This is a genomic window from Thermomicrobium sp. CFH 73360 (assembly GCF_023806465.1).
In the GTDB taxonomy this organism is placed as follows: Bacteria; Chloroflexota; Chloroflexia; order Thermomicrobiales; family Thermomicrobiaceae; genus Thermomicrobium.
On the sequence record NZ_JAMSLS010000002.1, the window covers coordinates 578,813 to 604,858 of the forward strand.

20 protein-coding genes and 1 tRNA gene are annotated in these 26,046 nt (G+C 60.5%); 13 read left to right on the forward strand and 8 right to left on the reverse strand.

All coding sequences use genetic code 11. From position 1 onward, the window contains the following. Positions 1–20: 20 nt before the first annotated feature. Positions 21–860: a DUF2705 family protein gene (locus NET03_RS05915; RefSeq protein ID WP_252127977.1), complete on the reverse strand. Its 840-nt coding sequence runs from the start codon at positions 858–860 to the stop codon at positions 21–23. Continuing rightward, entirely contained in the window at positions 857–1,873 is a 1,017-nt protein-coding gene (locus tag NET03_RS05920; RefSeq protein ID WP_252127978.1) for an ABC transporter ATP-binding protein, read from the reverse strand. The genes NET03_RS05915 and NET03_RS05920 overlap by 4 nt, the downstream gene beginning before the upstream one ends. Positions 1,874–2,293: 420 nt before the next feature. Between NET03_RS05920 and NET03_RS05925 the strand changes: the two genes are divergently transcribed. The 3 genes from NET03_RS05925 to NET03_RS05935 all read left to right on the forward strand — a co-directional run bounded on the left by NET03_RS05925 (position 2,294) and on the right by NET03_RS05935 (position 7,928). Continuing rightward, positions 2,294–3,310 carry a threonine ammonia-lyase gene (locus NET03_RS05925; protein WP_252127979.1) on the forward strand — a complete coding sequence of 339 codons (1,017 nt, stop codon included), beginning with the start codon at positions 2,294–2,296 and terminating at the stop codon, positions 3,308–3,310. Further along, the gene (locus NET03_RS05930) at positions 3,307–5,424 is read left to right on the forward strand and encodes a tetratricopeptide repeat protein (protein WP_252127980.1); all 2,118 of its coding nucleotides are present in this window, start codon (positions 3,307–3,309) and stop codon (positions 5,422–5,424) included. Before NET03_RS05925 ends, NET03_RS05930 begins: the two co-directional genes overlap by 4 nt. 179 nt (positions 5,425–5,603) lie before the next feature. Next, positions 5,604–7,928, forward strand: coding sequence for a hypothetical protein (locus NET03_RS05935; RefSeq protein ID WP_252127981.1), 2,325 nt, complete (start codon positions 5,604–5,606; stop codon positions 7,926–7,928). Here the strand turns inward: NET03_RS05935 and NET03_RS05940 are convergent, their stop codons facing one another. From NET03_RS05940 to NET03_RS05960, 5 genes are read right to left on the reverse strand one after another with little or no spacing between them, the layout of a single operon-like run. Beyond that, positions 7,929–8,585, reverse strand: coding sequence for a hypothetical protein (locus NET03_RS05940; protein WP_252127982.1), 657 nt, complete (start codon positions 8,583–8,585; stop codon positions 7,929–7,931). It lies immediately after the preceding gene. Then, positions 8,582–9,628 (reverse strand): DNA polymerase III subunit delta', encoded by a 1,047-nt coding sequence (gene holB, locus NET03_RS05945; protein ID WP_252127983.1) that lies wholly within the window; start codon positions 9,626–9,628, stop codon positions 8,582–8,584. Before holB ends, NET03_RS05940 begins: the two co-directional genes overlap by 4 nt. Continuing rightward, positions 9,625–10,383 carry a nuclease-related domain-containing protein gene (locus NET03_RS05950; RefSeq protein WP_252127984.1) on the reverse strand — a complete coding sequence of 253 codons (759 nt, stop codon included), beginning with the start codon at positions 10,381–10,383 and terminating at the stop codon, positions 9,625–9,627. The genes holB and NET03_RS05950 overlap by 4 nt, the downstream gene beginning before the upstream one ends. A gap of 47 nt (positions 10,384–10,430) precedes the next feature. Next, positions 10,431–11,297, reverse strand: coding sequence for a mechanosensitive ion channel family protein (locus NET03_RS05955; protein WP_252127985.1), 867 nt, complete (start codon positions 11,295–11,297; stop codon positions 10,431–10,433). Between the two features lie 49 nt (positions 11,298–11,346). Then, the gene (locus tag NET03_RS05960; RefSeq protein WP_252127986.1) at positions 11,347–12,171 is read right to left on the reverse strand and encodes a hypothetical protein; all 825 of its coding nucleotides are present in this window, start codon (positions 12,169–12,171) and stop codon (positions 11,347–11,349) included. Between the two features lie 572 nt (positions 12,172–12,743). On the opposite strand from NET03_RS05960, the gene NET03_RS05965 reads away from it, so the two are divergent. The 9 genes from NET03_RS05965 to moaD all read left to right on the forward strand — a co-directional run bounded on the left by NET03_RS05965 (position 12,744) and on the right by moaD (position 21,591). Continuing rightward, positions 12,744–13,331, forward strand: coding sequence for a protoglobin domain-containing protein (locus tag NET03_RS05965; protein WP_252127987.1), 588 nt, complete (start codon positions 12,744–12,746; stop codon positions 13,329–13,331). A 1,044-nt stretch (positions 13,332–14,375) separates the two neighbouring features. After that, entirely contained in the window at positions 14,376–15,779 is a 1,404-nt protein-coding gene (locus NET03_RS05970) for an ROK family transcriptional regulator (protein ID WP_252127988.1), read from the forward strand. A 67-nt stretch (positions 15,780–15,846) separates the two neighbouring features. Then, positions 15,847–17,178 carry an ABC transporter substrate-binding protein gene (locus NET03_RS05975; protein WP_503008061.1) on the forward strand — a complete coding sequence of 444 codons (1,332 nt, stop codon included), beginning with the start codon at positions 15,847–15,849 and terminating at the stop codon, positions 17,176–17,178. 44 nt (positions 17,179–17,222) lie between these two features. Continuing rightward, on the forward strand, positions 17,223–18,242 hold the full coding sequence (locus tag NET03_RS05980; RefSeq protein ID WP_252127990.1) for a carbohydrate ABC transporter permease: 1,020 nt from the start codon (positions 17,223–17,225) through the stop codon (positions 18,240–18,242). After that, positions 18,239–19,084, forward strand: a complete 846-nt coding sequence (locus NET03_RS05985) for a carbohydrate ABC transporter permease (protein WP_252127991.1) — start codon at positions 18,239–18,241, stop codon at positions 19,082–19,084. The genes NET03_RS05980 and NET03_RS05985 overlap by 4 nt, the downstream gene beginning before the upstream one ends. Positions 19,085–19,474: 390 nt before the next feature. Continuing rightward, positions 19,475–20,119 carry a MarR family winged helix-turn-helix transcriptional regulator gene (locus NET03_RS05990; RefSeq protein ID WP_252127992.1) on the forward strand — a complete coding sequence of 215 codons (645 nt, stop codon included), beginning with the start codon at positions 19,475–19,477 and terminating at the stop codon, positions 20,117–20,119. A 374-nt stretch (positions 20,120–20,493) separates the two neighbouring features. Next, positions 20,494–20,569 (forward strand) — tRNA-Arg (locus NET03_RS05995). A 90-nt stretch (positions 20,570–20,659) separates the two neighbouring features. Further along, positions 20,660–20,869: a hypothetical protein gene (locus tag NET03_RS06000; RefSeq protein ID WP_252127993.1), complete on the forward strand. Its 210-nt coding sequence runs from the start codon at positions 20,660–20,662 to the stop codon at positions 20,867–20,869. Between the two features lie 8 nt (positions 20,870–20,877). Then, complete coding sequence (moaD, locus tag NET03_RS06005) at positions 20,878–21,591, forward strand: molybdopterin converting factor subunit 1 (protein WP_252127994.1); 714 nt, start codon at positions 20,878–20,880, stop codon at positions 21,589–21,591. 6 nt (positions 21,592–21,597) lie between these two features. Here moaD and NET03_RS06010 read toward each other — a convergent pair whose 3' ends face one another. Beyond that, positions 21,598–22,824, reverse strand: coding sequence for a molybdopterin molybdotransferase MoeA (locus tag NET03_RS06010; RefSeq protein WP_252127995.1), 1,227 nt, complete (start codon positions 22,822–22,824; stop codon positions 21,598–21,600). A gap of 1,046 nt (positions 22,825–23,870) precedes the next feature. On the opposite strand from NET03_RS06010, the gene NET03_RS06015 reads away from it, so the two are divergent. Beyond that, a complete protein-coding gene (locus tag NET03_RS06015; RefSeq protein WP_353655786.1) occupies positions 23,871–26,039 on the forward strand; it encodes a RelA/SpoT family protein in 2,169 nt (722 codons plus the stop codon). The last annotated feature ends 7 nt before the right edge of the window (positions 26,040–26,046 follow it).

Sequence of the window (26,046 nt, forward strand, 5' to 3'; positions counted from 1 at the left end):
CTGAAGGATACAGAAAACATTTATGCGTTTGCGCGCACTTCGATATCCCGTCGTCCGAACCACCAAAGAGTGAGGCTACCGAGCAGAATCGTCCAGGCCAGAACCACTGGTATCGCCTCCTGAAAGGACGGGCTGCCAGGTTGCGGTGCGCCCGAAAAGATCGGAGCCCGTACAATCGCCTGTGCGTTCCAGAGATAGAAGAAGCGTGGGATTGCAGCCCACCAGCCGCCGAGTCCCTGCAACACAGCAGCCAAGACCCCCTCACTCAGGGACAATCCGATCGTCAGACCGACCGCGACAGCTTGTGAGCGTGTCACCACGACGACCGTCATGGCGAGAACGATTGGCGCGATCAAGGCCCCCACACTCCGCAAAGGAAGCACAACGAGCTCCAGTTGCCAGTGCTCTGCCGAGGGCATCTGGAAAACCGGCTGATGAAGCACAGCAGAAACGATCGCCGCGGCGATGATCGGCACGCTCGCGGTCACAAACACAAAGATCGCAGCGCCAGCCCACAGAACCAGAAACTTTGCGAGGAGCGCCTGCCACCGCGATAATCCGGTAGGCAACACCAAGCGCCATGTCCCCCAGCTGAATTCGTTGGCAATGAAGGTCGCAGCAACGATAGCCAGGAACGTTTCACCCAATCCAGCCGCGAGCATGAAACCTTGGAGGTAGGCTCCGGGCAGTGCCAACTGTCGCGTGACTTCCTCCTGCACGTGGGGCGCACCCCGCTCCATGAGATAGAGCATGAAGCCAACCCAGAGACAACTGAGCACTATGCCCAAGACGAGGATGACCCGATACATCCGCAGGCGCCAGAGCTTCAGCCATTCCGCGTGGACTGCATGCCACATCATTTTTCTTGTCCCTTCACGAGACGCCACCACCCCAGCCTGCCCCGACGCAGCGCGTGGTTCCCGGACCTCTTTCCTGAACGACTTGTCGTTTCTAAGAAGAGTCGCTCCAGTGTCTGACTGTGCCGAGAGAGCTCCAGAACAGGAATCTGTTCGGTGAGCAACAGTTGGGCAAACTCCTCCTCGCAGGTACTCGGTACGGCGAGGTGCAGCACGTTTCCATCCTCGGCAAGGAGCCGCAGCCACGGGGTCATGGCACAGAGGGCCCGCACCCGTTCGGGAACAGGAGTTCGGAGGACCACCGCGTGATCGCCAGCTAACAGCGTATCAATGGCTCCCTGAGCAACGACACGACCACGATCAAGGATCAACACATGACTGCAGACTTGTTGTACCTCGGCTAAAGCATGGCTGCAGAGCAGGATCGTCTGACCATTCGCGGCGAGTCCACGAATCAGCTCACGCACCTCGACGATTCCGTGGGGATCGAGGCCGTTGGTCGGTTCGTCCAAGATCAAGAGGAGCGGACGATGCAAAACCGCCGCTGCAATGGCCAGACGTTGACGCATACCAAGCGAATAGGTTCCCACACGCTGCTCGGCACGCTCAGCCAACCCCACCAGTTCCAGAACCTCCGTAATCCGCATTTCCGGAACGTTGCGCAAAAGCGCCAGAATGCGCAGATTTTCCCGACCGGTGAGATACGGGTAGAACGTCGGAGATTCGACCAGAGCCCCGACATGCCGCAACGCTTCACGCGCATCCTGACGTGCATCAATACCAGCAATCCGGATCTGGCCGGCATCAGGGTGGACCAGTCCGAGGATCGTGCAGATGATGGTGGTCTTCCCGGCACCATTCGGGCCCAGCATCCCAAGGACGTGGCCCTGTTCCAAGGAAAACGAGACATCAGCAACTGCCAGGAACGATCCATAGCGTTTTGTTACTCCTCGGACCTCAAGGACAGCGCGCTGCGCCGTGCCCTGCAGCGCTACCGGCGTTTCGCGTGAGCGCATCGTTTCTCCTCTCCTTCCTGACCACGCGCCTGCCAGGCAACGCCAGCGTACCCATCGACCATGACAGAACGATGACCGAATAGTGCCGATTTGAAGACAGGAACCAGTGAACGACATCCTGCTCCCCACTACGCGAGCACATCACCAGTTGCAGCACCTGGTGCCCTGTTGCGAACCCCATTCTGGACAGAACCAGAGATTACTGCTCTCACTCAGTCGCCCGACTCGAATGGACCCCTGAGACTGGCCACAGCGGTAGCCAACGCCGGGTCCAGTGACAGGCCACCCCAGCTGGTGGCAGACTCTGGGACAACGGGTCCTCCCCTGGAGAGGGCGGACCGGGTGATAGACAACGTGTCGGGGGCGTCGTACGCTGGAATGGTGCACGGGGTCAGGCTGGCTGAGGTGAGGGGTCGACAGGTGCGTGAGGCGGGTGAGGGCCGTCGACTAGAACCACCGACGTTTCAAGACATTCTGCGGGCCAGAGCCGTTGTCCACCGGTACCTTCCGGCGACGCCGCTTCTCCCGGCGCCACTCTTAAGTGAGCGACTCGGCTGCCAGATCTACCTAAAGTGCGAACAGATGCAGCCGATTGGTGCTTTCAAGGTACGCGGTGGTGTTTACCTGATGAGTCGACTCTCGGAGGAGGAACGCGCGCGAGGTGTTGTCACAGCCTCAACGGGAAATCACGGGCAATCGATTGCCTATGCAGCGCGCCTCTTCGGTGTCCGTGCCATCATCTATGCGCCGGAGGGTGCGAATCCGCTGAAAGTGGCAGCAATGCGCCGCTTGGGCGCAGAGGTTGTCCTTACTGGACGAGACTTCGATGAAGCCCGTCTTGCCTGCGAAGCCCATGCGGCAGCCGAAGGACTCCGGTACATCCATTCGGCCAACGAGCCGGATCTTATCGCTGGAGTGGGAACATACGCACTCGAGATCATTGAAGCATTGCCGGACGTCGAGGTCGTGATCGTTCCCATCGGCGCTGGGAGCGGTGTCTGCGGAACTGGAATCGTCATGAAAACGGTTGATCCAGCGCTTCGCGTCATTGGTGTCCAGGCAGCTGGCATGCCGGTGGTCTACGAATCGTGGCGACAGGGCAAGCTCCTGGAACTCCGTGACGGGTATACGTTCGCTGAGGGGATCGCGACGCGCGTTGCCTTTGAGCTCCCGCTGCGGATCATCCGCGAGCGAGTCGACGACATCGTGCTGGTCTCCGACGAGGAGATAGCTCGCTCCATGGTGGAACTCCTGGAAGCTGGACGAGTAGTCGCCGAAGGCGCCGGCGCAGCAGCACTGGCAGCAGCCTACCGCCTACGCGATCAATTGCGGGGGAAGAATGTCGTTCTTGTGGTAAGTGGCGGGAACGTGACGCTCGAAACCTTGCGCTGGGCGTTCGACGTCTTTGCGGTATCGAACTCCGAGGTGAGCGAATGAGCGTCTTTGAACATTTCGGCCGCTGGCTGCGCCGAAGGCAGGGAATCGAACGCAACCCCTTGTACCGTATCGCGACTGATGTCCTGGAGGGACGGATCACGGTCGAACAGGCCTATGCGGCGGCAGAGCAGCCCAGTACAGTCGCCCGATTGGCCGATGGTGATCTCTGGGAAGTGCTGGACGAGGCAGGACGAGCAGCAGTTGATCATCCAGAGCATGCCCTCCTGCTGAGCAGACTCGTCATTCTTGCTGCACGCCAGAAAGGATTCGACCGTGTCCTTATGGAAGCGAATCTGCGTGCAGCCGATATCCTCGCGGAGTACGAAGGGCCAAGTGACGAGGAAGAGCGACAACGCGAGCAGGAGCTCCATCTCCAAGAAGCGCTGCGTGCAGCCCGTCGCATCGCGAACGCGGCTGGCCAACGGCGAGCCTTGGCCCGACTGGCACGGCTCGCCCGGATGCGCGGCGAACGCGATCGTGCGCGAGAACTCTTGATGCGCCAGTTGGAGTCAGGTAGCGAGAACACCGATACGCTGGAAGACGTCGAGACCGCACTGATGCTCGGCGATCTTGCCCGCCAGGAAGGGAACTTGGCAGCGGCGCGGGAGTTCTACAACCGTGCCAGTCGGAGCGCACGTCGCGTCGGCCATTATGCGGGCATGGTCGACGCGCTGCTGCGGCAAGTGACGATCTTGCGCGAACTCGGCGATCTGGACGCCACCTATGCGCTGTTGCAGCAGGCACAGGAAGCTGCTGAACGGATGATTGATCATCGACTCCAGGCCGAAATCGCAATCCAGATCGGTGCGATCCTGGCGGAACAACGACGGCTTACCCAGGCGCGGACCGCTCTTTTGGCTGCGCTCGAGCGGGCACGGACAGCGGCAGACCTCGCACTGGAAAGCAGGAGTCTGATCGGGCTAGCACAGATCGAGCGGCAGGCGGGGAAGTTCCGTGACGCAGCCGACCATCTTCATCAACTGGCCAATCTCGAACTCCGACTGGGAAACCACCGTGCTGCAATCCGCGCCCTGCTTGATGCCGCAGAACTTGCCCTCGAAGGGCAACAGGCGCAGCGCGCGCTCCAGTTCCTGCAGCTCGCACAGCAACAGTGCGAGGCCATGGAGGACACCACGCTCCGCCAGCGACTGCTGGGGCTCTCCGGTTTGGCTCATGCCGCCCTCGACCATCGCGGTGAAGCGCTCGAGTACCTCTCCCGAGCCTTTCGCTTGGCACAGCAGCGGGGCGACGTAGCCGAGCAGGCACGCTGGCTCCTCGGCACGGGCGAGGTGCTGCTCGAGTTTGGTGAACTCCAAGACGCGATCACGGTCGCAAAGCATGTTGCCACCTTCGTCAAGGCAACCGAAGACCCGCGGATGGAAGCACAGCTCGCCGTCCTCCAAGGCTCCATCGCACTGGCACGAGGGCTGCGTCGCGAGGCAGAGCAGTACCTGCTCCACGCCTGCGAGCGGGCAGAACAGGCACGTGACTTCCTCACCCACGAGCGAGCCCTGCTACTTCTGGCCGAACTGCAACTCCAAGAGGCGGATCCGCACGGTGCCATCGGTTATCTCCGACAAGCGCTCGATGTTGCGACCGCGACGGGGAACGACGAACTGCGTACGCGCCTCCACGGGAGAATTGCACGCCTTTATCAGTCACTCCACTACTTCCGCGAGGCAGAAGAACACTACCGAGCGGCTGCGACCATTGCGAAGGAGATCGAGTCGCTGCCGTTGCAGGCACGCGCGCTCCGTGGGCTTGCCGCTGTGCTTGACGCATCCGGTCGAGTCGAGGAAGCCCTCGCCACGTATCGTGGAGCACTGGCACTGTTTGAGCAACTGGGGGATCGACGCGCCACATTGGCACTGCACTACAACGCAGCGCTCTTGCTCCTTGATCAGGGCAACGACGGCGAAGCACGGTATCATCTCCGACTGGCGTACGAACTTGCCCTGGCCTTGGGTGATGAAGAGCTGGCGGCAAGCCTGCGTGAGCTGCTGGGACCGGAGCTGAGACGCTCGCCTGCCGCAAGCGAACCAGCTGACGAACTCCTCAGCGAGTCTCCACTCCTCCCGTCTCGTCACGAAGAACTCCCGCGCGACATCCCTTAGAAGCCGCGTACGAACGCGTGTTCCTCTAGACGTACGTACACTCTGTGTGCTAGACTGCCCCTTGCCAGGCAGGCACGGCAGGAGTGCAGGCCGGTGGGAAGTGCGGAGGAGGATCCACCGCGCTGCTCTCTGATTGTGTCCAGCGGTTGACCTCGGAAACTGGCGAGAGGAGCACGAGGATGGCGCACGTCATCGAGCGGAGCGCGCGCCTTGCCCGCGCAAGCGCATCTCCCTACGTTGCACTCCAATATGCAGCCGACACGACGACCAGTGGGCTGCGTGCCTTCGCAGTCGTCGTGGAACCGATCGACCCCTTACCCAGTAGTCCAGACGTCGCCCGCCGCGTTATCGCGTTACTCCAGCACGCATTCTGGCAACTCGGAACACACACCTCACTCGAAGAGGCGAGTGAGGCACTCACGGAAGCGTATCTCCGGGCGAATCACTGGCTCATTACCCTCAACAGCGGCCGTCCCGCTAGTCAATGGCACCGGTTCGGGGCGACGTGCGCCATCCTCAGTGCTCACGATCTCATCCTGGCTCAAGTGCCACCGAGCAGCGCAATTGTGACACAGGATGGTGACTTGTACATGTTCCCGCCCCGGGAGAGCGAGCCGGCACGCTTTGCCTCTGCGCTTGGGAGCGCTCGCCAACTGCAACCGGCCCTCTACTACACCCGTGCCGCACCTGGTGACCTCCTCCTGCTTACCACCAGCCGCTACGGCGCTCGCTTGCTGGACAACCACAGCCACGAGCTGCCGAACGCAATGCCTGGTCGAATCTTCGAGTGGTTCGAAGAGCTTGCCATTGATGAAGGAGACTCGGAACAGGTCCCCGCAGTGATCTTACGCGTCCCTGAACAACCCCGCTTCAGCGCTCAGCCAGTTCGACGTCTCAGCGAACTCTTGCGCCTTCTTCTCCCCGAGAACACCGGGCAGGACGAGCGTACCGGAGGCACCCAAGACAGGAGGGGAGTTGACGCCACGCCGTGGGACGAGCAGACTAAGGGAGCACGGGAGGAGCGGGCGGATCAGAACGCCAGCCTGTCTGACGCGTCAATCCCGCTCGATGAGGCGAGACCGCCAGCTTCTGACCGTCAGGCAGAAGAGACAACGGTCGGCGAACGGGATGAACCGGAGCCGTACCGGGTGGCTTCCAGGCGTGGGGGGCGAACCCTGATCGAGCTCGTTGCTGGGCTCGCGATCGCAACCGTCACTGGGCTGCTGGGAATCTGGCAGCTCGTTGCACGTCGGCGTCGCCCACTTCTCCCGCAGGACGATGGCACGTTCGGGCTGCCCCGCTTAGAACGCCACGAAGACCGCATTCGGCTTCCTGATCTCACTCCAGTCCGGCGTCAGCTGCCGCGACTCCCCGCCAGCCGTCTCACAGGACTGATCGCCATCGGCCTCCTTGGCGCACTCACCACGACACTCGTCGTCTCCGTTCAGTCGGGACGAAACGCCGAGCGGAGGCAGGAATTCGCTCAGCTGTACCAGTCAGCGGTCGCTGAGCGACAGCTCGCCGAGCAGGCGACCGATTCCACGATCGCCCGCGCTTACTTGGCAACCGCGTCACAACGGCTCGAGCGCGCTGCGGCGCTCGGACTTGAGCCCGAACTCCTTGCGCAAGAACGCGCAGCGATCGAACGAACGCTCGATAGTCTCCTCCGCGTGGAGCGCCTTTCGGCCAGCGCGGTCCAAGTCCTCGGATCCGTGCCTGCAGCTCCAGAAGGTGTGCACCCACGCCTCTTCTTTGGTAACGGCCAGCTCTATCTCCTGACTGACGCGCTTTACCGTCTCGATGCGGGCGGGACACGCCTCGTGCGCTTGCTCGGCCCTGGTGATATCGTGGACGGAGTGACTGTTGGGCCACTCGTCGGTGCAGCTTGGGCCGATGGTGCTCCAGTCGCATTCGACGGCAAGGTCGCATACCTCTTCGATCCCACAGCCGCGCGCTGGAGCGCACTCCCGGTTGGGACTTTTGGCGCACCGTACCAGAACGTGGCCGCGCTTGGCACCTTCACTGGCAACCTCTACTTGCTTCAACCACAGAATGGGCAGATCCTCCGCTTCCTGAACGGTGCCTATGCCAACCTCCCCGAAGACTGGACGGGGGGACAAGCAGCTGACCAGTTGCGCAACGCTGTCGACTTTGAGATTGATGGTCGCATTCATGTGCTTCTCACCGACGGTACAGTGCTCACCTTCTATCGCGGTGCGTTGGAAGCAACTGTGACACCCCGCGTTGAGCCAGCAGTGACCGATGCGGTCGCGCTCTCTCAGCAGCCCGACCGACCCTACCGCTATGTTGGAACACGCAGTGGTCGGATCTTACGCCTCCACACTGACGGCACGCTTGTCCAGCAGTTCGTCAGCGGGTCAGGCGTGCCATCACTTGATGGCTTGCGTGATCTGACCGTCGATGACGTGCAGGGACTGGCATATGTCCTGACGGATCGCGGGTTATTTCTCGTCCGTCTCCCCGCACCACCGGCTGGATCCTAATCAGTCACCGCGCTCGCTGATGCGCAGTTCTTCAAGAGATAGCCGCACCGTCTCGTCTCCCACCTGGACGAGCACGGTGCGGTTCCGCGTCTGGACCGAAACAACAGTTCCACTGCCCTGAGCTGTCTCAACACGCGTGCCAATGCGCGGAAAACCACCAGGCAAGGAAGGACTACCTGTACGAAGTCGCACCAGTGCTTGCTCTGCCAAGTCGCCACCACCTCGTGGGCGACCGAGTCCACCGTAGGAAGACTGGACCGTGACAGCGACAAGGCGAACTGGTTGCCGAAGAAGCTCGCTGAGTGCTCGCTCCTCCTCGGGCATCTGGGCATTCGGCAGCCCGCTGACCTCGAGCACAATACCACCGAAGAGGGACGGTCGCACACCGACGATGGTGCGAGAAACATTCCCGTGTAGCACGCATGCCGCAGCGAATGCACGCTCCCAGAGCTCCGGGATCTGCGTCAGCTCTTCCCCACTGAGTGGCCGAGCGGTGATGCCCGGCAGGGTCTCACAGCCATAGCACCGTGACTCATCCGCGAGGATCCACGCCACCTCCTCGCCCAGTGGGCCGGGAACCGCAATCCAACCGGCACCCTCAGGAACCAGAGCCAGTTCAAGCCGCGCCGATCCGAGTCTCCGAATAGCCACTTTCACGAGTTCCCCTCCGACCAGGTCATCGCCGCGACATCGAGGGCGAGTCGTGCCTGCACATTGACCTCGAGATCGGCCAGCGCTTGTAGGGTAGCGCGGAGCCCCCGAGCCGTTCCAGCAAGACCTTTCCGCCGCGCAAGTTCCTGCAGCGCAGCACGTGCTTCTTCATACACGATCGGCGCATTCAGATCCGCTGCCAGCCAGAGCGCATCCCGCCAGAGCTCGACGGCCAGCCGAAGCGTGTCCTCGACGACTGCTCGACGTCCACGTCGATATTGCTCCGCTAAGCGCCGAGCAAAGCCCAGCGCTGCGAGCGGCTCATTCAGCGCTGCAAGCACTTCTGCAACCTGCTTTTCGCGGCGTGTCAACGCGGCATTGTCACTCGCCATGCGTAGCGCCTCGGCGATCCGGCCACGCGTTGCACGCGCCAGCCGCACAGCGCGCTCTGGGGCAATACCACTTTCCTGCAGCACCTGCTGGACGAGAGTAAGCGGGAGCGGATTGAGTGTCAGCACGTGGCATCGGGAGCGGATCGTCTCCGGCATTGACTGGAGATCCTCGGCAATGAGGAGCAACACCGCGTAGGGTGGAGGCTCTTCGAGCGTCTTGAGAAGCGCATCCGCGGCGTCACGCGACAGTCGCTCAGCATCATCGACGATTGCAATGCGCCAGGCACCTTCGAGTGGGCGGAGTGCCAGACTTGCACGGAGCTCACGGATCTGGTCAATCGAGAGGAGTTTCGCCTCCTCTCGCCCCTGTTCCAGACTGACCCGTGTGACATCCGGGTGCACCCGCCGCAGAACGCGGTCGCACGAGCGGCAGCGTCCGCAGGGGCGCATCTCCGGCACCGCTTCACAGAGCAGTGCTTGGGCGAAAGCATACGCCAGCGTTGTCCGCCCAATTCCAGCAGGGCCGGTCAAGAGGTAGGCATGATGCACGTGGCCACGCTGGATGGCCCGTGCCAAATACGAGATCACCCGTTCGTGGCCGATCACCGGCCAACGCGGTTGAGGCTCGAAGACCGTTGCGATGCCCTGGTCGCTCACTTCGCTTTCGCCGGTTGACGTGTTGGCAGTGAGACTGGTCCCTCGACCTCCTCACCCTGCGCGAGAGCCGTCACGATCTCATCGATGTCGCCCTGGCTCAAGCGCCGCTCACTGCCATAGGCACGGATCGCATCGAAGAGCTCCTTGCGCGTGACGACACTGACCGGCGATTCAAGAACCTCAAGCTGTGCCTGGTCGTTCAGGAAGACGATCAGCCCCTCGACAAGATCAGCACCAGGAAGATCACGCTGGGCAAGGAACCTTTGCAACGCTTCCACCTGGCGTTGACACTCAACGGTTGGATTCCCAAGCGGCGGGCCACCAAAGGTCAGGAGGCGGATGAGGAACCGGTCGAGCCGTCGCCACCGTGTTCCCTTCACCACGATCCGTCCCGCCAGTTCTCGCGTCGTGATGTTGAGGATCCCACCGGGCCAGATGAGGACATGCTCCGGCCGCCACCCTTCGGGGACGTCCGGATAATGAACCAGCGTATAGCGATCGTTCAACCGTCGCAGCGTGGAATCGAGAAGTTCGTCCGGACGCGGCCGACGATTCCACTTTGCCCACTGCTGCATACCCGCGTTGAAGAAGAGAAAGCCAGTAATGAGTGCGGCATAGGCAAGATAGATATAGAGAAGCTGCTGCAAGAAAGTCAGCGCAATGGAACCCAGCAAACCAGCAAGGCCGAGCGCGATCATCAGTCGTGCGGCGCGCTGCCGCTTCTTCAGATATCCAACATTCCGCACAACGCGCATTCAAAGCCCCCGCTCAGCACTTGCTGATGGTCAGTCTAGCACGTGGTTCAAGACGGTGGCGGCTCATCTTCATGACGCGGCTGGATGATGGTGACTGTTCGCGGATACGGTGCACTCACACCCGCCTCACGCAACGCAACCAGGATGCGCCGCCGGAGCTCGCGCGCGACCCGCCACTGTTCGAGGGGTCGTGTTTTGACCGCAAGACGAACTGTCGCCTGTTGCGGTCCGATCGCTTCGACGCCAAAGACCTCGCCCGGCTCAAGCACAAGCGGGCCAAGTTCCGGATCGCTGGGCAAATTGGCAAGTAATGACTGCAGAACCGCGACAACCCGGTCAACGTCTTCTTCCGGCGTCAAGGCAACGTCGATAACTGCTCTTGCCCAATCACGTGAGAGATTCTGAACAATACGGATCTCGCCATTCGGAATGACAACGTACGCGCCGTCGAGTGTGCGCAAGGCCGTGTAACGGAGCGTTAGCGCCTCGACCTGGCCACTCAGATTGTTCACCGTAATCACGTCTCCGACATGAAATTGGTCCTCCAGGACGATGAAGATGCCACCGATGATGTCACGGATCAATGTTTGCGCGCCCAAACCGATCGCAAGGCCAGCGACCCCAGCGCTCGCAAGGAGTGGACCGATCGGTACCCCGTAGAGCGCGAGAACTGTCAATCCGGTCAGCAAGAGAATCGTGAGCCGGACAGCTGACTCGGCGAGCGTGGTCAAGGTGCGCACGCGGGTCGCAAGTTCCCGCGTGGTAAGCCGTTGTGCCTGCAGCAATCGCGCCACACCGCGGTGGATAGTGAGCCGGGCCAACCGCAACACAAGCCACGCGATGATGAGAACGAGAATCGCCAGGATGGTCGGCTCGACGAGGAGAACAAGTCGTTCAGTCAGACGCTCGAACACTCGGCCCAATCCTCTCCGCCAGGACCCCTCCCACGAGCGCGTTCACCTCCTACCCCTCGGTGATCCAGCGCGCGACCGCTTGCTCCCAGCCGTGGAGCATCCCATCTGCAATGAGCAGGATCCCCTGAGAAAGCGCCGTCTCCACAGCATCACCAGGGCGTAGGACGGCGATCGCCGGAAGCACTGACCCAAGGACATCGCCGAGCACCATTGCCGTGGCACTAGCCCGAGCAAGTAGCGCCTCGTCCGCTTCTGGAGCAACCAAGACGAGAATCCAGAGCTGAATCGGAATCTGCGCGTGCCGGAGGGTTCCAGTCACCACCAAGTCAGCCGCCAGCCAGAAGTCGACGGCACTCTCCGGAAGCTGGGCCGCGAGCTCGTCATAGAAGAGTCCTGGCACACCCCAGCGGAGTGATGTGAGAGAGCGGCAAAAGAGCGACGGCAGGCGATGCTCAAGGTCTTGCCGGAAGCTAGCAAGGAGCAACCGTTCCTGCTCACGGACAAGCTGGCGGAGCAAGACACCAAACCCACCCAGCTGACCAGCAAGTTGATCCAGCTGCGGGCCTGCTCGTTGAAACTGTTCGACAAGACCCTTGATCGCCTGCTTCATCGCATCATCGACGTCGGTCATCCGCTCAAGTTGTATCGAGAGCGCAATGAGAGCATCATTCACGCGAGCCTGGGCATTCGTCATGTCACGCAGCAGGGAACCGACCTGGCGCAGCGCCTCGGAAACGACGTGCAGCTGGTCCGTTGTATCGCGTTGGACCCGAATCAAGTCTCGGAGCTGGTTCACGGTCAGGCGATGCAACGACACGATGTCCTGCATTGCTTGTTCAACTGCATCCCGAGATGACTGAGGTTCTGGAGTCACATTCGTCTCACCTTCGTCCACCATCCGATTCGCGAAGGATCATAACACCGGCCTCACTGGGGAGACCGGGCAACGGGCGACCAATCACACACCGAGAGGATCTCTCCGTGTTCATAGAGACCTATCGGTACTCTACCAAATAGACACTCAGATACACAGCCGAGGACGAAGATAAGTCGCACAGTGTAAGGCTATCTGCTCCTCAGAGTGGAATCACAGGCGCAAAGAAGTCCGCTCGTTTTGGGGAGGGCAGAAATGATCCGGGTCGCCTTGCCCAAAGTACACGAGCGTCAGAGAAGAGCCTTGGTCATCACACCCCGAAGACCACAAGCGGATGGCCCCCTCACAGCCCGGCGACCTCTCGCAGGGGTTGCGCCACAAGCACGGTAGCAGGCCGAAAGCAAGAAACCAACGCCTCGCCCCCATCCTTTGGATGGTCAGCAGAAGCCTGGTAGGCCGAGCCAGATGAAAGGCCACCCGCAACGTGCCCCTTGACACCGCTCCCCGATCGCTCTATCATGTCAATATCCGACATATGTACTCGTAGGTGTACACGAACAGGAGGTACACAGATGGCTACTCAGGCAATCCCTGGCTATCGCTACGGCGACCCGTCGCTTCCTCGCGCCCCGTACACCGAGACGGATCTGAAGCCGCTCCTGCAAACCTTGCTCTTGACTGACGAGGACATCGCCGCACTGCGACGCGCCGGCGAGATTCTTGCGCCCCATATTGAGGAACTCCTTGACGTCTGGTATGGCTTTGTCGGCAGCCACGATTTTCTGCTCCAATACTTCTCCACGTCCCAAGGGCCACAGAGCGATTACTTGGCTCGGGTGCGCCAGCGTTTCGGTCAGTGGGTACTCGATACCTGTCGTGCCGAGTTCGACCAGCGCTGGCTCGACTACGCCTACGAGATTGGTCGCCGTCACTTTGACAAGAAGAATCAGACGGATGGCGTTGAAGGTGCACCACCCTTTATCCATTTCCGCTATATGCTCGCGCTCGTCTATCCGATCTATGCCACTGTTCGACCGTTCCTCGAGCGCGGCGAAAACGATCCTGCGATGATTGAACGGATGCACCAGGCCTGGCTCAAGGCCGTCCTGCTCCAAGTGATTCTTTGGACCTATCCCTGGGTGAAGGAGGGGACCTGGTGAGCGGTCACTGACCCGCTCGACCTGCGTCGCCAGAAGAGACCTCTCATCAGGAGGCTCGGGCAGGATCGGACGCCCAAGCGCCTCATGAGTTCTGCGCGCCCCTTCAGGCGGATCCCGGAGTGGTTCGCCTCGCGCGGATCCCGTTGCCGGGGAGCTGTGCTGTACTAGCACACCTCCCCGGACCTTGTGTTGCAAGGGCGACTGGCAGAAGACTGTGCAATTGATTGCGGGGGGACGTTCGAGGAGGCGCAAGCAGCTTGAAGAACCAAGGAATCATGCATGGGCCAAAGGAACCAACAAGAAAAACGACCCCGACGAGCCGTTCGCGTCCCGGCGCGTGTCCGCCAGTCTCAAATTCACCCCCTTCCCGGCTCGCGCCGGTCCGGCTGGTGAACAGCCCTGGTGCTCGCTGTCGCGAGCAACTCCGACAGGTGGCTATCGGAGCCGGAACGAGCGACCCGATTCCTCGGGTGCTCTCGCGACGGTCCGACGAGAACTCGTCGGGATCGCATCTGTAGAATACCCCAATTGTGCCCTGCTGTCAACCCCTCGATGGCAAACTTGCTACTTATGCTGACCGGGGTCCTCACGTCGCAACCTAGTCTCATTGCACTCGCCCGCGCATAATGCGTAAGCCTTTCCGGCAACCGGCCATTCCAGTCTGAAGATCCGACAGTGTCTTCACCACGCTGGCGCAGTCTCGTTCCACCCTTGTCGTCAGCCGCCATCCCTCTAGGACTGGCTTGCCCCGGTTATCTGCTGCGGCCAGATACGATTGGCGTAGGCTCATCGGCAGGGGTACCAATCTCCACCATCCCCAATTGGAAAAATTGGAAACCGGCTTCTGTGAGCGGACGAGAGATACGGAAAGTCCGGCGCCCACGCCACGTTGTCGAGGCACCTCCTGTATGGAACCTACTTGACACGCGGGGAGGCCGGTACTACGATCGCAATTAGTATGGAATCCCAGCAAACTAATTCAGTCGAGAGCTGTGAAACACGGATAGGGATATGAACGAGACTCGGGTCGTAGATCAGAGGCTCATGCGACAACTGAACCTCTCGCTGGTCCTCAATGCTTTGCGGTTGACCTCTCCGCTGTCGCGCGCCAAGCTCGCCCACGCCACCGGGCTGAACAAGGCTACCGTTTCCAGTCTGGTGGAAGAACTGATCGACACCGGCTTCGTCTCAGAGCTCGGCCCCGAACGCACCGGGCGCACAGGCCGTCCAGAAATCCTGCTCGAACTGGATCGACGAGCAGGAGGGATCATAGGAGCCGAGATAGGGGTTGACTTCATCTCCGTTGTTATCGCCAACTTTGCTGCCGAGATCATTTGGCGACACTTCGAGCGGACTGTTCCCGCGACGAGCGAGACACGGGTGCTCAATCGCCTCCTTGAGACCGTCCGCCAGGGAATTCGTGAAACGCAGGGCCAGTACGATCGCATTCTTGGGCTCGCGCTCGGCGTGCCGGGACTCGTCGACGTGTTCTCTGGCACCCTCTTGTTCGCCCCGAACCTTCACTGGCACGAGGTACCGCTCCAGTCACTGCTCGAAGCCGAGTTCGAATTTCCGATCTATGTCCACAACGAGGCCAACCTTGCCGCACTCGGTGAAAGTTTCTTCGGTGCAGCACGTGATGTACGGAGCCTACTCTATATGAGTTCTGGAGTCGGCCTCGGCGGCGGGATCGTCCTCGATGGCCAGCTTGTTGCGGGCGCCGCTGGGCTGGCTGGTGAAATCGGCCACATGACATTGGTGCTTGATGGCCCACCGTGTAACTGCGGAAATCGCGGTTGCTGGGAGACGCTCGTCAGCCAGGAAGCAGTCTTCCAGCGAGTGCGAGCAGCCATCGAGAGTGGAGAATGCTCACAGCTCGAGGATCTGACACACGGCGATCTTACACGACTAACTATCCCACTCGTTGTACAAGCCGCCAGGCGCGGTGACCGCGTGGCTTTGGCCGCGCTGGAGGAAACGGCCTTCTATCTCGGAGTCGGCATCGCGAACCTGGTTAACGCGCTTAACCCAGAAGCAGTTGTCTTCGGCGGCGTGCTCAGTCTTGCAAGTGACTTTTTGATGCCAACCATCCAGCGCATCATCCAGGAACGCGCGCTGCGCTGGCTTGCCAGACCTCTCCGACTGCTTGTCGCGACACACGGTTTTGATGCGTGCGTGATGGGCGGTATCGCGCTGGTCTACCAGCATGTCCTCAGCCGGCCATTCCGTGCCACTCGCGCGTCAACACAGAACTCTCGACAGACTCTGGCCAGTCCCCAGAGATTCAGGGACCCGAGTACACCGGCGCCTCGGCATGTTGGTGCGGCCTCAACGGGGGGAGGTGAGACACGCGATGAACCACAGGCGACCACGACGAGCATGCGGGGCACTTGCCAGACCCCGCATGAGATCACGGCGCTCGCCGTCGTGAAGCGGGATCATGGTTGAACCACAGAGGAGGGAAATCATGACTTCGACAGGTCGGGAACACGGTCGAGAGATGACGCGGCGGGAAATGCTCCGGCGTTTTTTGGCACTGGGCCTTGCACTTCCAGGAGGCACAGCCTTGTTGGCTGCCTGCGCTGGCGGACAACAACCCACCCCCACTACCGCAGCTCCAACGCAGCCACCCGCGGGGCAGGCCAGTCCGACCGCCCCGACCACAGGACAAGCTGAGGACAAGCTCGAGATCTTCAGCTGGTGGACGAATCCGGGTGAGGCTGACGGACTCAAAGCACTCTTCGACCTTTTCAGCCAGCGCCGGCCAGGAGTGGAAATTATTAACGCAACGGTTGCTGGAGGTGCCGGGACCAACGCCAAAGCGGTCCTCGTCACCCGAATGCAGGGAGGGAACCCACCGGACAGCTTCCAAGTGCATGCGGGGCAAGAGCTTATCGGCACGTGGGTCGTCGCTGGCAAGATGGAGCCGATCAATGATCTGTTCGAGCAAGAGGGATGGAACAAAGTTATGCCGAAGACCTTGCTCGATCAGATTTCCCACGAAGGGAAGTTCTATTCTGTTCCCGTGAACATTCACCGGTCAAATATGCTTTGGTACAACAAACGCATTTTCGAGGCAAATAATCTCCAGCCGCCGAAGACCGTCGACGAGTTCTATCAGGTCGCCGAGAAGCTGAAGTCAGCCGGTGTGACGCCACTTTCGGTCGGTGGTAAGGATAAGTTCGAAGTTCCACACCTCTTTGAGAGCGTATTGCTCGCGGTGTTTGGTCCGGAGGACTATCCAAAGCTGTTCGGCGATCCTGGTATGTGGGAAAGCGATGCCCGCATCCAGGAAGCAATCGACATGCTCGATCAGTTCTTAAGCTACGCCAATGAGGATCGGGCTGCGCTGAGCTGGGCCGATGCTGCTCAACGCGTCATCGATGGCAGCGCTGCCATGACGATCATGGGTGACTGGGCTTACGGTTACTTCATCAACAAGGGCGCACAGCCGGGCCAGGTCTTCGGCTGGGTACCAGCACCAGGGACAGACGGTAGTTTCCTGTGGCTCAGTGATAGTTTCGGCTTGCCGGTCGGTGCTCCGCATCGTAACAACGCCATTGAATGGCTGAAGGTCTGTGGGTCACGCGAAGGGCAGGACGCGTTCAATCCAAAGAAAGGCTCCATCCCTGCGCGCACCGATGCAGACAAGAGCAAGTACGACGAATACCTGCGCTACTCGATCGAGCGGTTTGCGCAAGACAAGCTAGCACCGAGCGTTGTCCACGGTGCTGCCGCAAACGAGGCCTATATGACCGCGTACAACAACGCCCTTAATGTCTTTTCGGCGAGCCGCGACAAGGATCAGCTGAAGGGCATGCTCATCGAGGCCGCTAAAGAACTCTAGTGAAAACTTGCGAATATCACACAAGGACACCGTGGGGGCGGTCGATGACCGGAAAAGTGATCGAAGAAGCGAGGCCGAGACCGGGCGTTGCCACGCGGCCGATGGCGGCCCGGAGTCGATACCGTTTGGTCGAACGGCTGATCCCGATACTCATGATCACACCCTCGATCATTGCGATCGCTGTGTTCGTGTACGGGTTCATCGGTTGGACAACTGTGGTTTCTGTTAGCCGATGGCAAGGGATCGTACCCGATCTTAGCTTCGCCGGTTTCCGAAATTACGCTGCCCTTCTAACCTCCTATCGGTTTCAGAGCGACATCCGGAACACGATCGTCTTCACGGTGTTCTTCCTGATCGGTTCGCTTTCCATCGGACTCCTCCTTGCGGTATTGCTGGATTCGAAGGTGCGCGGGGAGTCGTTCTTCCGGACGGTTTACCTCTTTCCGATGGCGCTCTCGTTCGTCGTTACCGGAACAGTCTGGCAGTGGCTCTTCACCCCAGGAGCTCCCGGACAGCCAACCGGCCTGAACCTGCTGTTTGAGCAGATCGGGCTACCCGTCTTCCAAACCTGGAGTACTGTTTCTCACGTCTGGCCTGGAGGCGGGTGGAAACCCGAGTGGCTTCGCGTTCCCTTTGGAGTTCCTTTGGCCATGATCCCCGTGATTATCGCCGCGATTTGGCAAATGTCCGGCTTCACCATGGCAATGTATCTCGCTGGGCTACGAGCGATCCCTGACGAACTCCGCGAAGCCGCGCGTGTGGATGGAGCCAGCGAATGGCAGGTCTTTCGCTGGATCACCTTTCCGCTCCTCCAGCCAGTGACGCTCAGCGCTGTGATCGTCCTCGGCCATATCTCACTCAAAATCTTTGACTTGATCATGACGCAGACTGGTGGCGGTCCAGGCTTCGCCACCGATGTGCCGGGTATCTTCATGTACGAAACAACATTCAAGAGCAATAAGTACGCGGAGGGAGCAGCAGTAGCGATCGTGATGTTACTCATGGTGTCTGTGCTTATCGTGCCGTACTTGATCTGGCGGCTGCGAACGGAGACCGAACGATGAGCATCCGTGCTCCCCGTGCACCTCGTTTTCACCCGACACGCTTGATCATCTACAGCGTGATGATCGCCTTTGCGGCCTTCTACCTTCTCCCTGTCTACCTCATGCTCATCACTGGCATGAAGAGCTTCGCGGAAGTCAACATCAGTCGCATGTGGGATCTCCCATCGGGGCTACGCTTCGATAGTTTCCTCGCCGCGTGGCAAACGCTCAAACCGAGCTTCCTTAACAGTATCAAGATGGTCGTTCCGGCAACAGTACTTTCCAGCCTGCTCGGCTCAATGAACGGCTACGTGCTGGCCAAATGGAAATTTCGCGGATCGGATACGCTCTTCACCGCGATTCTTTTCGGCATGTTCATTCCCTACCAGAGCATCCTGATCCCGCTCGTGCTCACGCTGCAGCGTATGGGGCTATACGGATCAATCCCCGGATTGATTCTCACGCACGTCGTCTATGGCATCCCTATCACCACACTCATTTTCCGCAACTATTACGCCGCAATACCGACGGAACTCCTTGAAGCAGCGAAGGTCGATGGTGCGGGATTTTTTGGGATCTATCGACGTGTCATCCTGCCGCTTTCAGCTACTGGGTTCGTCGTCGTCGCTATTTGGCAGTTCACCTCTATCTGGAACGAGTTCCTCTTCGGCCTGGTCATCACCAACTCACCACAGCAGCGCCCGGTGACAGTCGCGCTCCAGAATATCGCTGGGAGCCAGTACACGATGTGGAATGTCCAGATGGCCGGAGCCCTTCTGGTGGCGTTGCCGACATTGCTCGTCTACATCCTGCTCGGACGATATTTCCTACGGGGTCTGCTAGCCGGATCGCTCAAAGGCTAGCAACCATCCCCAAAGTTACATCACCTCGGGCACCGAGCGTCACACTGCAGTGCTACGCCAGGCATGGCGGGGCCAGGCTGGGGCCACCGATCGAGGTCTCGATAGGCTCGGAGGCAGCCAGTGCGCCACTGTGCTCATCGTCCCAGGCCGAAGTATCCTCTCCATCGCCACAGCTGTATGTCTGACACAAGGAGCTGCGCTCGTACTCCGAAAGTGAACCGGTCAGCGGCGTTGCCTCTGGTGGAAAATACCTCCGCTCTTCGCTCGGCGCAATTCGCGTCACTTCAGAATGAGCCGCGTCGGCAAACGACTGAACGCATGCTATACTCACCGTGCGGATATGCGAGCCAGAGTCCAGTGGTCCTTGTTGTGGAGAGTGAGCCGTATACGATGACTCTGTTTGATCCCGAACTCCGTCAGCGGTCCCGCGCTGCGCGGGTCGCCATGGCATTACTCCGCTTGAGCCATGCAGTCAAAGCCATCTCTTCCGACGAAGTGAAAGGACTCGGGTTGACGCCGATGCAGGCGCAGGCGCTGCTCTGGGTCCGCTATACCAAGCCGTTCCTGGCATCGGTTGGGCGGCTCGCCCAAGCGCTGGGTGTGACCCACGTCACGGCGATTGGGGTGATCGATGCACTCGAGCGTGAGGGATTACTCACGCGCGAAACGAGCCACCACGACCGCCGCGTGACGCTGCTTCGTGTGACCCCCGCTGGTGAGGAGGTTGTCCAACGCTTGGAACGGTTCGGCCACACGCTCGAAGAAGCCCTTGCGGGGATGGGCGAGCACGAACTCGCGACGCTCGAGCATGGGTTGGGAGCGGTCGTCTGGAGCTTACGAGCAGCCGGACTGCTTCAGGTGGCCGAAGCTTGCCGCGGCTGCATGTATTTCCGTGAGAATGTGGCTCCGGGAACCAGTGAACCGCACCGCTGTGACCTTATCGAGCGGTTCTTAAGTGAGCAAGAGGCACGCCTGGCGTGTCCGGACTATCACCCGGAACACCCACAGGGACTCTTATCGTTAGCCGCTGAGTGATGGCTGCTTGAGGCAACGCAGGCAAGTCTCCCGAGAGCGCTGAGACATCCCCATAGCGATCCTCGCTCCCACCGGCTCTCAGACGCCAGCTCAAGCGCTGCTCCTGCCGAACTGGCAGGTGTTCGGTGCATAGCTCGCAGAGGCGTCATGAGTGAGATGCAACATTTTCTGTCCTCAGAGCATGACGAGTGGCAGTGAAGGTCCTCTATCTTCGGAACAGGTTTTCTGCACGACCTTTGATTCCCTCGAGCGCAAAGCACACGGGGGTCAGGAATCACAGTGGCCATCTCGGGCGGAATACCAATGAACGCCGCATGATTTGCCGCCTTCACACCAGCTGCGGTACTATCGTGACGTGCATGGTGGAGCGCGATGCCCCCGTAGTTCAGTGGATAGAACGGCGGCCTTCTAAGCCGCATGTCGCAGGTTCGAATCCTGCCGGGGGTGCCATCTCGCTCTTTCCACGCCAGCGGGAGTACCCCGCCCTCCGGTAAGGAGAGCGCTCGTGGCCGGACACTGGCGAAAAGAGTGAGGACAGATATGCGCCAGCGCGCCAATCAGCTTTGGCTCTTCTCCTTTCTCCTCGGTACGCTGCTCGTGGTGAGCCATGCACTCCTCACTCGCGTGCTGGGTGTCACGCTCTCTGATTTTGCGGCGAACATCATGGGGGGAGTAGGCCTCGGCCTGCTCATTGTGAGCTTACTCACGCAACTTCGGTTCCCGCGCCGCCAGCGCAAACGACAGGAGTGAGGACGAAGATGCGCGTCACCGTTCGCTACTTTGCAGTCGTCCGTGAGGTTCTCGGGCAAGACCATGAAGAGCATGAACTCCCAGAAGGGACCACGGTTGGCCAATTCCTGGACAACCTGATCACGCGTCAGCCGATTCTCGAGGGCTTGCGTCGCTCCATGTTAGTCATGGTCAACCGGCGTTATGCCAAACCAGACCAGCTCCTCTCCGACGGGGACGAAGTCGCGCTCATCCCACCGGTCTCAGGAGGAAGTACTCCCTTCTCCGTTGGCCCTGAACCACTCGACCCAGTCGCTATTGAGCGCCTTGTGGCCGACCCGCGAGCCGGGGCGATCGTGACGTTTGTCGGAACAGTCCGCGACCATGCGCGCGGCAAACGCGTGCGTTACTTGGAATACGAGGCCTATGCGGAGGCAGCGATAGACACGTTCGCCGAGATCGCCGCAGAGATCCGGCAACGCTGGGACGTGCTCGGGATCGCCATCGCACATCGGACCGGGCGTCTAGAGATCGGAGAAGCGAGCGTCGTTATCGCCGTGTCCAGCGCGCACCGAGCCGAGGCGTTTGAAGCGTGCCGATACGCCATCGAGCGCCTCAAGCAGATTGCGCCGATTTGGAAAAAGGAAGTGTATGACGACGGCGAGGTCTGGATTGGTAGTGAGGCGCTCTACCAGGAACTCTTCGGACGACGCACGAGCGAGCCAGCGCCCCCAGCACAATGACGGCAGTCAGGCCCGTTGACCGCGAACCGGACCGCGCAGAATCGCCTGCAGCCGCTCACCCGCGCGGTATGGTGTCGCCCGAGGTGGTACGACGAGGTAGGCGTTCGCACCCACGGCGGAGAGCAACCGCGCTGACGATTGCGGACCAGTATTGCGGGCTCGGAGCGTCCCGTCGGAGTCACACCAGACAATTGCCCGCTGGTACTCGATTCGATCACCCGATTCGACATCATGCTCAAGCACGACCGTGACCGGCTCCACCTCGACCGGCTGCTGGCCAGTCATTGCCCGGAGCGCTGTCGCGACGAAAATCTCGAACCCAACCAACGCCGAGACCGGATTGCCGGGCAAGCCAAACAGCAACGTGGAGCCTGCTGTGACGAAATGGAACGGCTTGCCTGGTTTCATGAAGAGGCGTTCGATGTGCACCGTCCCGAGTGTTCGCAAAGCTGCACTGATGAGATCCCGCTCACCCACCGAGACTCCACCTGAGGTGATCACCACGTCACTTTCCGCAATCCGCTCTCGGAGCAACTCGGTCAGTCGCTCGACGTCATCTGGTCCACGCCCAGCCCAGATAACCTCGGCACCGGCCCGCTCAGCAGCTGCAACCAGCATGAACCGGTTCGAGTCGCGGATCTGCCCTGGACCAAGCGGTGCGTCGGGCTCGACGAGCTCGTCACCCGTGCTCAGGACTGAGACACGCGGTCGGCGCGAGACAGTCACGCGGGCGAAACCGAGGCTTGCCAACAACCCGATCTCAGCTGGGCCAAGCACTGTACCCGCCGGAATGACCAGGTCACCACACCGAATGTCCACCCCAACCGGGCGAACATTCTCGCCTGGCCGAACCTCATCACGCCGAATTACGATATGGTCGTCCACCACTTCCACATCTTCTACCGGAACGACAGCATTCGCGCCAGCGGGGAGCGGCGCTCCGGTGGTGATACGGACGGCGGTACCCGGCGTGACGACGACGTCGGTGACATGTCCAGCGTACTGCTCGCCAATCACCTCCCGCCAGGGAGAGGTGTCATCGTGGATCACAGCGTAACCGTCCATCGTCGCGGCAGGGAACGGCGGGTGATCCTCTGGCGCAATGACCGGCTCAGCGAGCACTCGCCCAACCGCCTGCATCAACATCACAGTTTCCGTCGGCAAACGCTGCACATGCGCCAGAATGATGTCGAGGGCCTCTCGCGGGGTCAGCATTCGGCTCGTCTGCTGCATACTGTGCTCCTCGGACCATCACTATCTCCACGAAAGCAACTCAATCCTACACCGGCATCGCGCAATGCGGTGAGAAATGTCACGCGCACACTCGGTGTTTCGTCCCTTGACACGGGGGAAACGAGGCGTCACGCCCGGAGAAGGCGGATAGCGACAAAAATTTGCAAGAGGCCTGTTGGAGCATTGATCATCCTGCAAGCCCGCCTCCAGTCACCAAGCATCGGTGAGCCCTGTGTTCGTCTCCTCTCCATGTGCACACCACGCATGTGATGAATCGCGGCTCTCCCGCCGGCCAGGTGCGGAGACGCCGCACCTCCTCCGCCCTCAACAGTGCCCGACAACGTGATCCGGTGATCTGGGAGTTCCCAACAACTGCCAAGCAAGGTGTACAGAGGAAGAATCGCCTGACTACACACAACGTCGTTGTCCGGACCGCTGCGGGGGCACGAGGAGGACCAAATGTGGTTCCACACTCTGCTTGGTCCAACGGCTATCACAATGCGCCCCTGCCCGATTGCTTCTCGCAGCTCAGACCCCCCTGAACCGTGCAATGACCTCGAGCAGAGGAACGGAACTCCGCATCGTGAGCCCACTCGGACAACGCCGTGATTCCTGAACATCACCGAGGGATAAGCTCCGATATGCAGGGGCCAAAATCTGCCGACCGAGCAGAAGAGACGGAGGCAGAGGAGACGCCTGAGCTCTTTCCGCAACCCTCCCTCCTGCTTCCATGCAGATCCGGGAAATCTGCCGAATGACCGCAACGAGACTGCAGCTCGACCGTTTTCATGTGCCCCCGAATAACGACCGTGCGCGCAGCCACGTATGGCCGATCCGGCCATGGAACACATACCTGCTCACCGGGCGATTGCAATTGGCGATGGCTGCTCCGTATCATAAAAGATGAAACTCAAATCCTCTCGCCACCCTCGCGATCGAGTGTTCGGGGCATGATGGCAAGCGCTGTACCCCGCGAGAGCGGACACCATACCGAATCGAATCAGGAACCGACCGTTACGACGGCCGGCGATGTACCCACATGGGAGATGATCGCTCCTGAGTTTCAGAAGCGGCTGCAGGGTTCTGATCTCGAACTCGTCCGCCGCGCATTCGAGTATGCCCGAGCAGCACACGCGGGAGTGCGACGTCGTTCCGGGGAGCCGTACCTTTGCCATCCGATTGCTGTCGCGCTGATCCTCGCCGATATGCAACTTGACCAGGAAACGATCGCTGCGGCGCTCCTCCATGACGTTTTGGAGGACACTGACGTCACACTGGAGCAGCTGCGCGAGACGTTCGGGCCACGGGTGGCGCGTCTCGTTGACGGCGTCACCAAGCTGGGCAAGATTCGCTGGAGCCCGGAGACGGAGCCGGTCAGTCTTGAGCGTGAGAAGACACGACAAGCCGAGAGCTTGCGTAAGATGCTGCTGGCTATGGCGGAGGATGTCGGCGTCGTTCTCATCAAATTGGCCGATCGGCTCCACAATATGCAGACTCTCGAGCACTTGCCACCTGAGAAGCAGCGGCGCATCGCTCGGGAGACAATGGATATTTATGCGCCGCTCGCCAACCGGCTCGGCATTGGTCAGCTCAAGGCTGAACTTGAAGACCTTGCCTTCAAATACCTCGAACCGCAGACCTACGAGGCGATTGCCAAAGCGCTGGAGTCACGCGGGCATGACCGCGAGCGCTATCTCCAGCAGGTGATTGAGCAAGTCAAGCACGCACTGGCTGAGGCAGGCATTCAGGCAGTCGTCACCGGGCGGGAGAAGCACATTGCATCGATCGCGCGGAAGATGCGCCAGAAGCAGCGCAACTTCGACGAGATCTATGATGTCCTGGGAATCCGTGTCATTGTCGACGAACAACGCGACTGCTACGCGGCGCTCGGTGTCATTCACGGCATGTGGCACCCGATCCCTGGCGAATTCGATGACTACATCGCGACACCAAAGGAGAATCTCTACCGCTCGCTGCACACCGCGGTGATCGGGCCGAACGGTATCCCCTTGGAAGTCCAGATCCGTACTCACGAGATGCATCGCGAGGCTGAATACGGAATCGCTGCCCACTGGCGGTACAAGGAGCAGATCCGACCGGACAGTGGTGACCGTTCCATCGAGGCGAAGATCGCCTGGTTCCGCCAGATCCTCGAGTGGCGAGACGAACTCCTGGATGCTCAAGAGTTTGTCGATTCGGTCAAGCAGGACCTCTTGCCGGAGATGATCTACGTCTTCACGCCGAAGGGAGACGTGGTCGAGCTCCCGGCCGGTGCAACACCAGTCGACTTTGCCTACCGCATCCACACCGAGGTTGGACACCAGTGCGTTGGCGCCAAGGTCAATGGGCAGATTGTGCCACTGAACTACAAGCTCCAGAATGGCCAGGTGGTGCAGATCATCACCTCCAAGGCACGTACTGGCCCCAGCCGTGACTGGCTCATTCCGAGCAATGGTTATGTTACGACGGCTTCGGCCCGCGAGAAGATCCGTCAGTGGTTCCGCAAGCAGGAGCGGGAGGAGAACATCGCCCACGGCCGGCATCTCCTGGAACAGGAGCTCCGCCGGCTTGGCGTCGAGATGAAACCGGAGGATGTCCTTAAGCTCTTCCCGCGCTATCAGAAGCTGGAAGACTTCCTCGCCGCCATCGGTTATGGAGCGATCACACCGCAACAACTCGCGGCGCGCATCGCCGAGCACGAGGATCAACGCGTCCGTACGACATCTGCACCCGCTGCTGCGAGCACGCCACCACCGCTTCAGGTGACGGGTTTGCGCGACCTTCTGACCCGCCTCGCCAACTGCTGCAAACCCGTCTATGGAGATCCAATTGTTGGGTTTATCACACGCGGGCGAGGCATCACCGTCCACCGTGCCGACTGTCCGAATATTCTGCACACAACTGAGCCGGAGCGGATCATTCCCGTCAGCTGGGGTGAGACGCCGCAACAACACCCTGTCACGATCCGCATCGAGGCGTGGGATCGTGTCGGGCTCCTGCGCGACGTCACAACGCTTGTAGCAGATGAAGGGCTCAACGCGCTCTCCGTCCTCACGAATGTCCATGACGACCGGACGGTGACCATCCTCATGACGCTTGAGATCGCCAGTGTCCAGCAGCTCAGCCGCGTGCTGCAGAAGCTCGAGTCGATCAAGGACGTCTATGACGTCCGTCGAGTGACCGGCGGGGAAACAACGGCACCGGCACTCCGCTGAATCGGGC